Below are 13148 nucleotides of genomic sequence, written 5' to 3' on the forward strand. Positions count from 1 at the left end.
CGCTGACGTGAAGCATGACCTGGTCGACACGACCGAGATGTACCTGCGCACCATCCTCGAGCTGGAAGAGGAGGGGGTGCCGCCGCTGCGTGCGCGGATCGCGGAGCGGTTGAAGCAGAGCGGTCCCACCGTCAGCCAGACCGTCGCCCGGATGGAGCGGGACGGCCTGCTCACCGTCGAGGGTGACCGCCACCTGATGCTCACCGCGCTGGGCCGCACCTCCGCCGTTTCGGTCATGCGCAAGCACCGGCTCGCCGAGCTGCTGCTCGTGAACGTGATCGGGATGCCCTACGAGGAGGCCCACGAGGAGGCCTGCCGGTGGGAGCACGTGATGAGCGACGCGGTGGAGAAGCGGGTCTACGACCTGCTCAACCGGCCGACCCGCTCCCCCTACGGCAACCCGATCCCGGGCCTGGAGGAGCTGGGCGACCCGGGCCTGCGCGAGGCCGAGACCGCCGAGGGCGAGCGCAACCTGGCCTTCCCGGGCCTGTCCGGGCCGGTCGTGGTGCGGCGGATCTGCGAGAGCGTGCAGACCGACGCCGACGTCCTCCGGCAGCTGCACGCGGCGGGCGTCGACCCCGGTGCCACGGTGACCGTGGCCCAGGAACGCGACGGCGTCTCCATCGACCGCTCCGGTGACCGGGTCCGGCTGCCCCGCGAGGTGGCCTCCCGGGTGTTCGTCGCGGCCCGCTGACCCGCCCGGCCCCGCCGCACCCGGCGGTCAGAGCTGCCGGGTGTCGATCACCTTGGCGAGGTTGACCAGCTTGCCGGCCGCCTTGTCGGCCTCGGCCGTGGCGGTGCCGCGCGGGCTGGTCCAGCGCAGCGTGGCCAGCCGCCCCTCGCCGGCAAGCCAGCCCACCTCCGCCGCCGGGCCGCTCTTCGCGGTCTTCGGCAGCGTGTGCCGGTAGGCGATCTTCCCGAGCTTGGTCACCTTCTTGGCGCCCCGGGGCAGCACGTCGAGGGTGAAGGTCGACGTGTCGATCGACGTGTCGGTCACCGTCAGGGTCAGCTCCGGCAGCACGGCCCGCTCGGCCCGGACCACGCAGGTGTGCGTGTCGCCCTTGTCGATGGCGGCGGCCACGTCGAACCTGCCGCCCGTGTGCTTGGCGATCACCGCGAAGTCGAGCAGCCGGCACGCCCCGCCGGACGAGGCGGCGGACACCTCGACCGCCCTCGGCTCCCCCGCCGGCACCTCGACCGGTGTGTCCTCGGCGGCGCAGCCGGCGGTCAGCAGTACGGCCGAAGCGGCCAGCCAGGTCCGGGCGCGCACGTGGAGACCTCCGCAGTCGTCGGCGGGGGCCGCCCGCCGGATGTCCGTCGGCCACCGTACGGGCTGCCCGCCGGGGACGGAAGTCCTCAATCGTCCACGTACGGACAGTGCCGGCATCCTCGCCCGCAGCACGTGCCGCGGCGGGCCAGGAAACCGGCGCTGAGCACGAAGAGCCCGCTCTCCGGGTCCAGGTAGCCGGCCTCACCGGCGGCCAGGGCGGCGGCGTGCGCGGCCAGGATCCGCGCCCGGTCCGGGTGGTCGGGCGACAGCCGCGACGGGTGCGGCTCGGTCAACGGCCGGTCCGCCAGCGGTCGTCGCTCTCCGGTCACCGCGCGAGTCTACGGAGGCCGCCCCGAGGCTGGCGTTCAGCCGGCACCCGGCGGTGATCGCCGTGCTGGCCGCGCGCCGGCTCAGCCGTGCCGGTCGAACGCCGCGGCGACCGCCGCCCGGTCCGCGCCGGCGGCCAGCAGCAGCCGGAGCAGCACCTTGGCCTTGTATGGGTCGAGCAGCCCACCGCGGATCAGCCCGCGCCGCCGCAGGTCGGCCTCCGAACCGACCGCGCCGTAGGTGTTCCGCAGCACCGACCCGGCCCCCGTCCGGGAGGCGAGCACCACCGGCATCCGCGCGGCCAGCTCGCCCAGCGCCGGGGCGAAGTCGGGCGGCACGTGCCCCACCCCGAAGCCGGCCACCACCAGGCCGTCCAGGCCCGGGGCGAGCGCGTCGAGCAGCGCCGGGTCGTCGTCGAGGGTGACCGTGTGCAGCGCCACCCGGGTGGCGGCCAGCCGGTCGCGGTCCACCGGCGGCAGCGGGGCGTGCCGGGGCGGGCGGGTGAGCAGCCGCACCTCCCCCTCGATGACGTGCCCGAGCGGACCCGCGTTCGGTGCCGCGAAGGTGGCCGTGCTGGTGCTGTGGGTCTTGCGGACGAAGCGGGCCGCGTGGATCTCGTCGTTGAACGCCACCAGCACCCCGAGGTCCCGCGCGGCCGGCGCGGCGGCGACCCGGGCGGCGGCGAGCAGGTTGGCCGGCCCGTCCGGCCCGGCCAGGGTGGGGTTGCGCATCGCGCCGGTGAACACCAGCGGCGCCGGGTGCGGCCAGACCAGGTCGGCCAGGAAGGCGGTCTCCTCCAGGGTGTCGGTGCCCTGGGTCACCACCACACCGGCCGCCCCGTCGGCGACCGCCGCGCCGGCCGCGTCCACCAGGTCCAGGATCTGCCGGTACGCCAGGGCGGCGCTGGGCACCGCCTCGACGTCCCGCACGTCGAGCGGGATGTCGGCGAGCCCCGGTACGGCGGCCGTGAGGTCGGCGCCGGTGAGCCGGCTGACCACGCCCTGCGCTCTGGTGCCCGCCATGGCGATCGTGCCGCCCAGGGTGAAGAGCGCGACGGTCACCGGTCGGCCTTCCTGGCGAGCAGGAACGCCTGCGGTCCCCGGTCGAGTTCCTCCGCCTCGCGGACCAGCGTGGCGTGCACCGCGAATCCGGCCGCGGTGAGCTGCTCGGCGAGCCGTTCCGGCGGCAGCCAGTACACGTCGTACGAGACGGTGTGGCCGTACGCCTGTTCCAGCCGGATCCGCTGGTCGCCGGCCTTGACCGCGACCAGCAGGTGACCGCCCGGGGCGAGCACCCGGTGGAACTCGGCGAACACCCCGGACAGCAGGTCCGGCGGCAGGTGGATGATCGAGTACCAGGCCACGAGGCCGGCCAGCGCCGCGTCGGGGATGTCCAGCGCGGTCATCGAGCCGACCTCGAAGCGCAGTTCCGGGTAGTTCCGGCGGGCCACCTCGAGCATGCCCGGGGAGAGGTCGACCCCGGAGATGTCGAGCCCGAGACTGCGCAGGTGGGCGGTGATCCGGCCGGTCCCGCAGCCCGCCTCCAGCACCGGCCGGCCGGACCCCACCAGCTCCGCGAACGCGGCCAGCATCCCCCGGTCGAGCGGGCCCTCCAGCACGTCGGGAATCAGCCGGGCGTAGTCCACGGCCACCGTGTCGTAGGCGGCGCGCGTCTCGGTGAGCCAGTTCGGTTCGATCATGAAAGACGACCCTAGTCGCCGGCCGGCCCCGCGTCCGCCCGCACCCGGCCCGGCCCGGCCCGGCGACGACCGTCTCCGGCCCGGGGGAAATGCCGCGACCGGCGGCGGCCCGGCGGGATACCGTGCCCGGTCGCACACCCGCAACCTCGATGGACAGGCCCGAACGGTGACCCAGCAGCTGACGCCCCCGACCACCGGAACCCACACCTCGCTGTGGCGCAGCCGGGACTTCCTGCTGCTGTGGAGCGGCCAGACGGTCAGCGAGGTCGGCACCCGGGTCTCCGGGGTGGCCGTGCCGCTGCTCGCCGCGGGCGTGCTCGACGCCACCGTCTTCCAGGTCTCGCTGCTCACCGTCCTGGCCTGGCTGCCGTACCTGATCTTCTCGCTGCCGGCCGGGATGCTGGCCGACCGGGTCGACCAGCGGCGGCTGATGATCGGGTGCGACCTGGGCCGCGCGGCGCTGCTGCTGTCGGTCCCGGTGGTCGCCCTGGCCGGCCACCTCACGCTGGCCTTCCTGTACGCGGTGGTCGGGCTCTGCGGCGTGCTGACCGTGGCGTTCACGGTGGCCTACCGGAGCCTGCTGCCCGCCCTCGTCCCGCCGGAGCGGTTGACCTCGGCCAACGCGCGCCTGGAGGTGAGCGAGAACCTGGCCCAGCTGGCCGGGCCGAGCGCGGGCGGGGTGCTCGTCGGCCTGCTCGGGGCGGCCCGCACCTTCGTGGCCGACGCCGCCAGCTTCCTGGCCAGCGCGGTCACGCTGCTGCTGGTCCGGCACCGCCCGGCGCCGCGCGCCGAGGCTCGGGTGCCGCTCCGGGCGGCGCTGACCGAGTGGCTCGGTTTCATCCGCCGGCAGCGGATCCTCGCCCTGGTGCTCGCCTGCACCGCCACCTCGAACTTCTTCGTCATGGCCGCCCACGCCATCGAGGTGCCGTACCTGCTGCGCGTGCTGCATGCCGGCCCGGCCACCATCGGTCTCCTGTTCAGCCTGGGTTCGGTCGGCGGGCTGCTGGCCGGCGTGCTGGCCGGCCGGGTGAGCGCGCTGCTCGGCGGCGCCCGGACCATCTGGGTGTCGATGGCCGCGCCCGGCCCGCTCTACCTGCTCATGCCGCTGGCCCGGCCCGGCTGGGGCGCCCTGCTCTACGCGGTCGGGACGGCGGCGTTCGCGGCCAACGCGGTGCTGTTCAACGTGGCGGCCATGTCCTACCGGCAGCGGGTCACCCCGGCCCGGCTGCTCGGCCGCGTCAACGCCGCGTTCCTTTGGATCTGCTACGGCGTGATCCCGCTGGGCGCCCTGCTCGGCGGCACCCTCGGCACCCGGCTCGGGCTGCGCCCGGCGCTGCTGGTCTGCGTGCTCGGCATGTGGAGCGCGGCGCTGTTCGTGGTTTTTTCGCCGCTGCGGCGGATGCGGGACTTCGCGGCGTCCTGAAAAGAGGCAGGATTTTTCCCCGGACCGCTGTCGAATCCGGCCGCGACCGTCCGTCGGTGAGACGGAAGAGGGAAACGACAACCCCAAGGAGAGACCGATGGCCCAGTACGCAGTCCTCGTCTACTCGCCCGCGCCGGCCGACCCGATGGACCTGACCCCCGACTACGTGGCCCTGCTGGAGCGCTACGGCGACCAGGTCGCCGAGCTGGGCGGGCAGATCCTCACCGGGTTCGCGCTCCAGCCGAGCACCACGGCCACGGCGATCCGCGGCGACGTGGTGACCGACGGCCCGTTCATCGAGGCCAAGGAGGTCGTCGCCGGGTTCTTCATCCTGGAGGCGCCCGACCTGGACGTGGCCCTGAAGATCGCCAAGCTGAACCCGGCCACCATCGACGGCGGCGTCGAGGTCCGGCCGCTCTTCCAGCCGCCGGCCGAGTGAGCGACGCCGCCACGGTCGCCGCCGAACGGGCGGTGGTGGACGCGCACCGTCGCGAGTGGGCCTTCGTGCTCGCCGCGACGGCGCGCGTCGCCGGCGACCTCGACGTGGCCGAGGAGTGCGTGCAGGACGCCTACCTGGCCGCGCTGGCCGCGTGGGCGCGCGACGGCGTACCCGACAAGCCGGGTGCCTGGTTGACCGCCACGGCGAAGCGCAAGGCGCTCGACGTGCTGCGCCGGGAGAAGGTGTTCCGGTCGAAGATGCCCCTGCTCGTCGAGCCGGCGGAGGCCGAGATGGTGGAGGAGCCCGGCGGGGACGCGGTCCCCGACGACCGGCTGCGGCTGGTGTTCACCTGCTGCCACCCGGCGCTGGCCCGGGAGGCGCAGGTGGCGCTGACCCTGCGCCTGGTCTGCGGGGTGGCCACCGGCGACATCGCCCGGGCGTTCCTGGTCACCGAGACGACCATGGCGGCCCGGGTGACCCGGGCCAAGAAGAAGATCGCCGCCGCCCGGATCCCCTACCGGGTGCCGGAGGCCGCCGAGCTGCCCGAACGGCTCGACACGGTGCTCACCGTGATCCACCTGCTCTTCACCGCCGGGCACACCGCGCCGACCGGCGCCGACCTGGTCCGCGCCGACCTGGTCGACCGGGCCGTGCACCTGACCCGGATGCTGCTCGCCCTGATGCCCGACGAGCCGGAGGTACGCGGGCTGCTCGCCCTGCTGCTGCTCACCGACGCCCGCCGGGCCACCCGCACCGACGCCGCCGGGCGGCTGCTGGTGCTGGAGGAACAGGACCGGTCCCGCTGGGACCGGGCCGCCACGGCCGAGGGGAACCAGCTGGTCCTGGGCGCGTTCCGCACCGGCCGGGTCGGCCGGTACGCCCTCCAGGCCGCGATCGCCTCGCTGCACGCGGTCGCCCCCAGCTACGCCGCCACCGACTGGCCGCAGGTCGTCCGCCTCTACGACGAGCTGCTCAAGCGCTGGCCGTCCCCGGTGGTGGCGCTGAACCGGGCGGTCGCCGTGTCCATGGTCGACGGACCGGCCGCGGCCCTCGCGGAGGTCGACGCGCTGGCGGCCGACCCCCACCTGGCCGGCTACCACTACCTCCCGGCCATCCGCGCCGACCTGCTGCGCCGCCTCGACCGGCCGGCCGAAGCCGCGGACGCCTACCGCGCGGCGCTCGACCTGGTCGACAACGAGGCGGAACGGGCCTTCCTCACCGGTCGCCTCACCGAGGTCACCACGCCTGGTTGATCATGAAGTTGTCGCCCCCGCTCCGGCGGGTCGGGACGACAACTTCATGGTCAACACGGTGTCACCGCCGGTGGGCCCCGCGTACCGTGCGGCGGGCGTCCCGCCAGGCGATCAGGGCCGTGCGGAGCCGGGGGGAGGTGACCGGCTCTCCCCTGCGCCGAGCCGCGAGTTGGTCGATCAGCCAGGCCGGGGCGTGGGCCGCCTCGACCGCCGCGGTCTTGGTGAGCAGGTCGCCGTGGCGCAGCGCGTGCCGGCCGCGAGCCATCGAGGTGAGACCGAGGTCGGCGAGGGCGGGCTCCAGCCACAACCACGGACGCCGGGCCGCCCAGGCCCAGTAGCCGGTGAGTTCGGCGCGGGCGGCGGCTCGCACGTCGTCGTCGCCCACCGGCGGGAACACCTCGCCGGGCGGACGGCCGAGGACGGCGTACCCGTGGCGGACGAGCTCCGCCCGGGTGATGCCGGACAGGATGCGCTGGACGAGCTGCCCGTGCGTCCACGTCGGATGCTTCCGGTGGACGTCCGCGACGGTGGCGCTGTCGACGTAGACGCAGCCCAGGTGCAGCCCGGCGGCGCCGTCGGCGTCGAGGCGGCGGTGCACGGCGACGAGCGCGGCCTCCCGCGCGTCGACGACCGGCCCGTCGGTCAGCGCCACCAGGTCGAGGTCGCTCACGCCGGGCCGGTAGTCGCCGGTCGCCAGTGACCCGGCCACCAGCAGGTCGGTGACCCAACCGAGCGCCGCGAGTTCACCGGCGAATTCGTCGACGACCGGGAGCCTCACCACGATCCCATTCTCGTCTCCGCGGTGAATCCTGGACACCCACCGTTCGCCACGAACGGCACGTGTCCAAGATCCGGCCGGGTCCGACCACCCTCAGCCGAACCAGGTGAGGGACTGGCCGTGGCCCCGGGTCCAGGCCAGCGGCCTTCCGTCGAGGGCCAGCACGTTGTGGAAGCCGCCGGGCGGTTGTTCGGGCAGCGCGGGGTAGCGCAGCACGTCGGGATCCTCGTTGGCGATCCAGTGCCCGGGCAGCCCGCCGACGACCTCGGCGAACGCGTCCCGCCGGGGTGGCGGCACCTGGTACAGCACCGAGGTGTGGAAGACCACCAGGGTCGCGTCCCGCGGCGCCCGCGCGGCCAGCGCGGGCAGGTCGTCCACCAGGTCGCCCCGCACCAGCAGCGGGGGCTCGGCCGCCGCCACGGCCGCCGCGGCCCGCAGCCGCTCGCGGCGGTGCCCGTGCTCCGGCCAGATGAGCGCGTCCAGCCACGCCACGTCGGCCGGGTCGGTCAGGTCCAGCGGATTGAGGTCCAGGCCGGCCCGCCACACCACCTCGGGCCTGCGGACCGGCGGCGCAGTCCCGCTGATCGCGCAGTCGAGGACCGGCTCACCGGCGCCGAGCCGGCGGTCGCCGTAGCGGTAGGCGTACCGGTCGGGGTAGAGGTTCAGGCCCGCGGAGGCGCCGACCTCCAGCAGGGCGAGCGGCTGGGGCAACGACGCCAGCACCGGCAGGAGCACGGCACACCGGCCCGGCTCGTTCGTCTGCGTGGCCCGGACCCGCATCTCCGCCTCGACGGCCGGCCAGTTCGCCAGCGCGTACCCGCGGAAGGCGGCCGGATCGGTGACCGGGCCGCCGAGCAGCCGCACCACACCGAAGAGCAGGTTCGGCTGGCGCTTGGCCGGCGGGAGGGTGTCGAGCCGGGCCAGCAGCTCGTCGTCGCGGGCAACCGCCTCCGACAGCCGCTCGTAGGCCGGCGACACCCCACGCACCTCGCGCCTGAAGGCGGTGTAACGGTCCGCAGTGGTCATGGCCCGAGCATCCCAGCCGGCCGCCGCGACCGGGTTGCGCCGGCGGCGTGAGTTCCGTCGCTCCAGCGGGTCGCCGTCGAACCCGTCCATCGGCGAAAGGCCGCGAGCGCGGCAGGGAAGATCCCCTGCCGCGCTCGCGAGCGGTCGTGCGTCAGCTGCAGCCGCTGGTGGAGCCGCAGCCCTCACAGACGTAGCAACTGCCGGCCGGCCGCATCTTCGTGCCGCAGGTGAAGCAGAGCGGCGCGTCCGCGGCCTTGCCGATCACGGCCTCCAGCAGTTCGGTGCTGGAGCCCACCGACGGCGCCGGCTTGGCGGCGGCCACGTCGGCCACCTCCTGCTTCGGCTGGACGACCGCCTTCGGCTCGGGCGCCTCGACCGGGGCGGAGGCGGCCATCGCGGTGAGGTCCGCACCGCTCGCCTCCGCCTCCGCCTCGGCCGCGAGCTGGGCGGCCCGCTCCTTGGCCGTGAAGATGCCCAGCTCAGCGCGGCGCTCGTACGGCAGGAAGTCCAGGGCCAGGCGACGGAAGATGTAGTCCATCACCGAGGCCGCCATCCGCACGTCCGGGTCGTCGGTCATACCGGCCGGCTCGAAGCGCATGTTGGTGAACTTGCTGACGTACGTCTCCAGCGGGACGCCGTACTGGAGACCGATGGAGATGGCCACCGAGAAGGCGTCCATCACGCCGGCCAGGGTCGAGCCCTGCTTCGACATCTTGAGGAAGACCTCGCCGAGGCCGTCGTCCGGGTACGACGAGGCGGTGAGGTAACCCTCGGCGCCGCCGACCGAGAACGAGATGGTCTCCGACGGGCGCTTCTTCGGCAGCCGCTTGCGGACCGGCCGGTATTCCACGACCTTCTCCACGACCTTCTCGACCTCGGCGGCCGGGGCCTGGGTCTCGGCGGCGGTCTTGTTGGACTTGGCCACCGAGAGCGGCTGGCCGACCTTGCAGTTGTCCCGGTAGATCGCCAGCGCCTTGAGGCCGAGCTTCCAGCCCTCGAAGTAGATCTTCTCGACGTCCTCGACGGTGGCCTGCTCGGGCATGTTGACCGTCTTGGAGATGGCGCCGGAGACGAACGGCTGGATCGCCGCCATCATCCGCACGTGGCCCATCGGGGCGATCGACCGCTCACCCATGGCGCAGTCGAAGACCGGGTAGTGCTCCGGCTTGAGGCCCGGGGCGTCCACCACGTGGCCGTGGTCGGCGATGTGCTCGACGATCGCCTCGACCTGCTCCTCGGGGTAGCCGAGGCTGCGCAGGGCGCGCGGCACGGTCTGGTTGACGATCTGCATGGAGCCGCCGCCGACCAGCTTCTTGAACTTGACGAGCGCCAGGTCCGGCTCCACGCCGGTCGTGTCGCAGTCCATCATGAAGCCGATGGTGCCGGTCGGCGCGAGGACGCTGGCCTGCGAGTTGCGCCAGCCGTTCTTGTCACCGATCTTGTTGCCCAGCGTCCACTGCTTGGTTGCCTCGCGGACGATCGCGGTGGCCACCGTGCCGGCCGGCTTGATCTCGTCGTTGGCGGCGGCGTGCTTGCGCATGACCCGCTTGTGCGGCTCCGCGTTGCGGGCGTAGCCGTCGTACGGGCCGACGACGCCGGCCAGCTCGGCGGAGCGGCGGTAGGCGGTGCCGGTCATCAGCGAGGTGATCGCCGCGGCGACCTCCCGGCCCTGCTCCGAGTCGTACGGCAGGCCGGAGGCCATCAGCAGCGCGCCGAGGTTGGCGTAGCCGATGCCGAGCTGCCGGTAGGCGCGGCTGGTCTCACCGATCTTCTCGGTCGGGAAGTCGGCGAAGCAGATCGAGATGTCCATCGCGGTGATGACGAACTCGACCGACTTGACGAACTTCTCCACCTCGAAGCCGCCGTCGGCGCGCATGAACTTCATGAGGTTCAGCGAGGCCAGGTTGCACGAGGAGTTGTCCAGGTGCAGGTACTCCGAGCACGGGTTCGACGCGGTGATCCGCCCGGTCTCCGGGCAGGTGTGCCAGTCGTTGATGGTGTCGTCGTACTGGAGGCCGGGGTCGGCGCACTCCCAGGCGGCCTGGGAGATGCCGCGGAACAGCTTCTTGGCGTCGATCGTCTCGATGACCTGGCCGTCGAGCCGGCCGCGCAGGTCGAAGCCGCCACCGTTCTCCACCGCGGTCATGAACTCGTCGGAGACCCGGACCGAGTTGTTGGCGTTCTGGTACTGCACGCTGACGATGTCGGCGCCGCCCAGGTCCATGTCGAAGCCGGCGTCCCGCAGCGCGCGGATCTTGTCCTCCTCGCGCGCCTTGGTGACCACGAACTCCTGGATGTCCGGGTGGTCCACGTCGAGGATGACCATCTTGGCCGCCCGCCGGGTGGCGCCGCCGGACTTGATGGTGCCGGCGGAGGCGTCCGCGCCGCGCATGAAGCTGACCGGGCCGGAGGCGTTGCCGCCGGAGGACAGCAGCTCGCGGGAGGAGCGGATCCGGGACAGGTTGACGCCGGAGCCGGAGCCGCCCTTGAAGATCAGCCCCTCCTCCTTGTACCAGTCGAGGATGGAGTCCATCGAGTCGTCGACGGCCAGGATGAAGCAGGCGCTGACCTGCTGCGGCGACGGCGTGCCGACGTTGAACCAGACCGGCGAGTTGAAGCTGAACACCTGGTTCAGCAGCATCCAGGTCAGCTCGTGCGCGAACACCTCGGCGTCCGCCTGGGTGGCGAAGTAGCCGTACTCCTCACCGGCGGTGCGGTAGGTGCCGACCACCCGGTCGATCAGCTGCTTGAGCGACCACTCCCGCTCCGGGGTCCCCACCGCGCCCCGGAAGTACTTGGTGGTCACGATGTTGGCCGCGTTGACCGACCAGGACTCGGGGAACTCCACCCCGCGCTGCTCGAAGTTGATCGAACCGTCCCGCCAGTTCGTCATCACGACGTCGCGGCGCTCCCAGGTGACCTCGTCGTAGGGATGCACCCCCTCGGTCGTCCAGACGCGCTCGATCTTCAGCCCTGCCCCGGCCTTGTTCCGTGACTTGCTGGTCGTCACGCCCTCGCCCCCCTCGTCAGCGCGGTCACCCACCGCGCGTCGTCAAACTGTCAGAAATCCGTGAAACTCAACTGGTCGCGCCGGCGGCCTCGACGGCCCCGGCACCCTCCCGGGCCCGCGCGGCGGCCCGCAGCGTCTCGATCTCGCGCTCGAAGTCGGCAAGCGAGTCGAAGGAGCGGTAGACGCTGGCGAACCGCAGGTACGCCACCTCGTCGAGGTCGCGCAGCGGCCCGAGGATGGCCAACCCGACCTCGTGGCTGGGAATCTCGGCGGCCCCCTTGGCCCGGACGGTCTCCTCGACCTTCTGCGCGAGCAGCGCGATGGAGTCGTCGTCGACCGGCCGGCCCTGGCACGCCTTGCGCACCCCGCCGATGATCTTGGTGCGGCTGAACGGCTCGGTCACCCCGCTGCGCTTGACCACCGCGAGCACCGCCTCCTCGACGGTGGTGAACCGCTTGCCGCACTCCGGGCAGGACCGCCGCCGCCGGATGAGCTGGCCGTCGTCGGCCTCCCGCGAGTCGACCACCCGGGAGTCGGCGTACCGGCAGTACGGACACCGCATCGCCTTACCTCCTTCATCGACCGCGGCCCGCCGCCCGCCTCCGGGCACGCGTCACCACGGCGGCACCATCTCTCGATGGCCGCCGCCGGGTCGGCGGTGCGGGAGTGCGGTCGGTAACCGGACCCAACCTGTAGGCGACTTACGCCCATGTAACCACAACATCTAGGGGTCGACCGTATGCCGTCGTACTAGCGAGGTCAAGTTGAACCGCGTGTCCGGCGCGTCATCAGAATCACGCACCCGTGCCACCCCGTCCCCGGCGTTCCGAGGGGCCCAACGGCCGGCGGCCGCCGGGGTCACGGGACGCCGGGATGGAACATTCGTTCGAGAGCGACGTACCATTTATCAGAACAGGCGTTCGGAAATCCAGGATTTTGGCGCGACACGCCGACAACAGGTCGTACAGATGTTTGAAAATGGCCGATCTCACCTATACGGTCAACAACGACCGGGCGCGGCGGATCACGGCGGGCCGGTCGACAGCACCACCTGAGCACGCACCACGAGCCGACGAGGCACCCAGCGCCGACCAGGGAGGACGGACGTGACCGAGGACCGGGCCAGCCGGCAGAAGAACCCGCAGCCGATCGACGGGGCGGGTCCGCCGGCGACCCGCCGACCCCGCACCGCGCGCACCCGGGCCGCCCAGTCCGCCGTGCGTCCGGTCACCCCGGTGGTCAGCAGCTTCCCCGATCCGGCGACGGTCGACCTCACCGCCCGGCAGCGCCGGATCCTGGAGTTCATCCGCACCTGGGTGGAGCGCCACGGCTACCCGCCGAGCGTGCGCGAGATCGGCGAGGCCGTCGGCCTGGTCTCCCCGTCGAGCGTCGCCTACCAGCTCAAGGAGCTGGAGAAGAAGGGCTTCCTGCGCCGCGACCCCAACCGGCCCCGCGCCGTGGACGTCCGGGCGCCCAGCGACATCGACGACGAGGCGGCCCGCGCCCAGCGCCCCACCCCGGCCTACGTGCCGATGCTGGGTCGGATCGCCGCCGGTGGTCCGATCCTCGCCGAGCAGGCGGTGGAGGACATCTTCCCCCTCCCCCGCGAGCTGGTCGGTGAGGGCGAGGTCTTCATGCTCCAGGTCAAGGGCGACTCGATGCTCGACGCTGCCATCTGCGACGGCGACTGGGTGGTGGTCCGGCAGCAGCCGACCGCCGAGGTGGGTGACATCGTGGCGGCCATGCTCGACGGCGAGGCGACCGTGAAGACCTACCGGCGGCGCGACGGGCACGTCTGGCTGATGCCGCAGAACCCGGCCTTCGACCCGATCCCCGGCGACGACGCCACGATCATGGGCCGCGTGGTCGCCGTGCTCCGCCGCATCTGAGACCACGAAAACGGGGGGTGACCGTTGGTCACCC

Annotated in this window: 13 protein-coding genes; 5 read left to right on the forward strand and 8 right to left on the reverse strand. The window is 72.9% G+C overall.

Annotation, left to right across the window (positions count from 1 at the left end; genetic code table 11):
- The first annotated feature begins 7 nt into the window (after positions 1-7).
- Positions 8-694 carry a metal-dependent transcriptional regulator gene (locus NFX44_RS17035; RefSeq protein ID WP_262284525.1) on the forward strand — a complete coding sequence of 229 codons (687 nt, stop codon included), beginning with the start codon at positions 8-10 and terminating at the stop codon, positions 692-694.
- Between the two features lie 27 nt (positions 695-721).
- Here the strand turns inward: NFX44_RS17035 and NFX44_RS17040 are convergent, their stop codons facing one another.
- The 4 genes from NFX44_RS17040 to NFX44_RS17055 all read right to left on the reverse strand — a co-directional run bounded on the left by NFX44_RS17040 (position 722) and on the right by NFX44_RS17055 (position 3296).
- A complete protein-coding gene (locus tag NFX44_RS17040; RefSeq protein ID WP_262284526.1) occupies positions 722-1270 on the reverse strand; it encodes a hypothetical protein in 549 nt (182 codons plus the stop codon).
- A gap of 86 nt (positions 1271-1356) precedes the next feature.
- Positions 1357-1599: a DUF5522 domain-containing protein gene (locus NFX44_RS17045; RefSeq protein ID WP_262284527.1), complete on the reverse strand. Its 243-nt coding sequence runs from the start codon at positions 1597-1599 to the stop codon at positions 1357-1359.
- 81 nt (positions 1600-1680) lie between these two features.
- Entirely contained in the window at positions 1681-2658 is a 978-nt protein-coding gene (locus NFX44_RS17050; protein WP_262284528.1) for an asparaginase, read from the reverse strand.
- Positions 2655-3296: a class I SAM-dependent methyltransferase gene (locus NFX44_RS17055; RefSeq protein WP_262284529.1), complete on the reverse strand. Its 642-nt coding sequence runs from the start codon at positions 3294-3296 to the stop codon at positions 2655-2657. The genes NFX44_RS17050 and NFX44_RS17055 overlap by 4 nt, the downstream gene beginning before the upstream one ends.
- 166 nt (positions 3297-3462) lie before the next feature.
- On the opposite strand from NFX44_RS17055, the gene NFX44_RS17060 reads away from it, so the two are divergent.
- The 3 genes from NFX44_RS17060 (at position 3463) to NFX44_RS17070 (ending at position 6411) form a co-directional block, all read left to right on the forward strand.
- Positions 3463-4719, forward strand: coding sequence for an MFS transporter (locus tag NFX44_RS17060; protein ID WP_262284530.1), 1257 nt, complete (start codon positions 3463-3465; stop codon positions 4717-4719).
- Positions 4720-4816: 97 nt separating this feature from the next.
- On the forward strand, positions 4817-5158 hold the full coding sequence (locus tag NFX44_RS17065; RefSeq protein WP_262284531.1) for a YciI family protein: 342 nt from the start codon (positions 4817-4819) through the stop codon (positions 5156-5158).
- A 65-nt stretch (positions 5159-5223) separates the two neighbouring features.
- Positions 5224-6411, forward strand: a complete 1188-nt coding sequence (locus NFX44_RS17070; protein ID WP_262284593.1) for an RNA polymerase sigma factor — start codon at positions 5224-5226, stop codon at positions 6409-6411.
- Between the two features lie 61 nt (positions 6412-6472).
- Here the strand turns inward: NFX44_RS17070 and NFX44_RS17075 are convergent, their stop codons facing one another.
- From NFX44_RS17075 to nrdR, 4 genes are all read right to left on the reverse strand, one after another.
- Positions 6473-7192 (reverse strand): nucleotidyltransferase domain-containing protein, encoded by a 720-nt coding sequence (locus NFX44_RS17075; RefSeq protein WP_262284532.1) that lies wholly within the window; start codon positions 7190-7192, stop codon positions 6473-6475.
- A 90-nt stretch (positions 7193-7282) separates the two neighbouring features.
- A complete protein-coding gene (locus tag NFX44_RS17080; protein WP_262284533.1) occupies positions 7283-8215 on the reverse strand; it encodes a DUF2332 domain-containing protein in 933 nt (310 codons plus the stop codon).
- A 151-nt stretch (positions 8216-8366) separates the two neighbouring features.
- Complete coding sequence (locus NFX44_RS17085; RefSeq protein ID WP_262284534.1) at positions 8367-11258, reverse strand: vitamin B12-dependent ribonucleotide reductase; 2892 nt, start codon at positions 11256-11258, stop codon at positions 8367-8369.
- Positions 11259-11292: 34 nt separating this feature from the next.
- Positions 11293-11787, reverse strand: coding sequence for a transcriptional regulator NrdR (gene nrdR, locus NFX44_RS17090; protein WP_262284535.1), 495 nt, complete (start codon positions 11785-11787; stop codon positions 11293-11295).
- A 544-nt stretch (positions 11788-12331) separates the two neighbouring features.
- Between nrdR and lexA the strand changes: the two genes are divergently transcribed.
- Positions 12332-13114: a transcriptional repressor LexA gene (lexA, locus tag NFX44_RS17095; protein WP_262284536.1), complete on the forward strand. Its 783-nt coding sequence runs from the start codon at positions 12332-12334 to the stop codon at positions 13112-13114.
- Positions 13115-13148 lie beyond the last annotated feature (34 nt).

Origin of the sequence: Micromonospora sp. MA102, from assembly GCF_025460765.1 — a bacterium.
GTDB lineage: Bacteria > Actinomycetota > Actinomycetes > Mycobacteriales > Micromonosporaceae > Micromonospora > Micromonospora halotolerans.

Coding starts and splice junctions, on each gene's coding strand:
- NFX44_RS17080 (WP_262284533.1), bottom strand. CDS start 8,215: ATGACCACTGCGGACCGTTACACCGCCTTCAGGCGCGAGGTGCGTGGG.
- nrdR (WP_262284535.1), bottom strand. CDS start 11,787: ATGCGGTGTCCGTACTGCCGGTACGCCGACTCCCGGGTGGTCGACTCG.
- NFX44_RS17055 (WP_262284529.1), bottom strand. CDS start 3,296: ATGATCGAACCGAACTGGCTCACCGAGACGCGCGCCGCCTACGACACG.
- NFX44_RS17065 (WP_262284531.1), top strand. CDS start 4,817: ATGGCCCAGTACGCAGTCCTCGTCTACTCGCCCGCGCCGGCCGACCCG.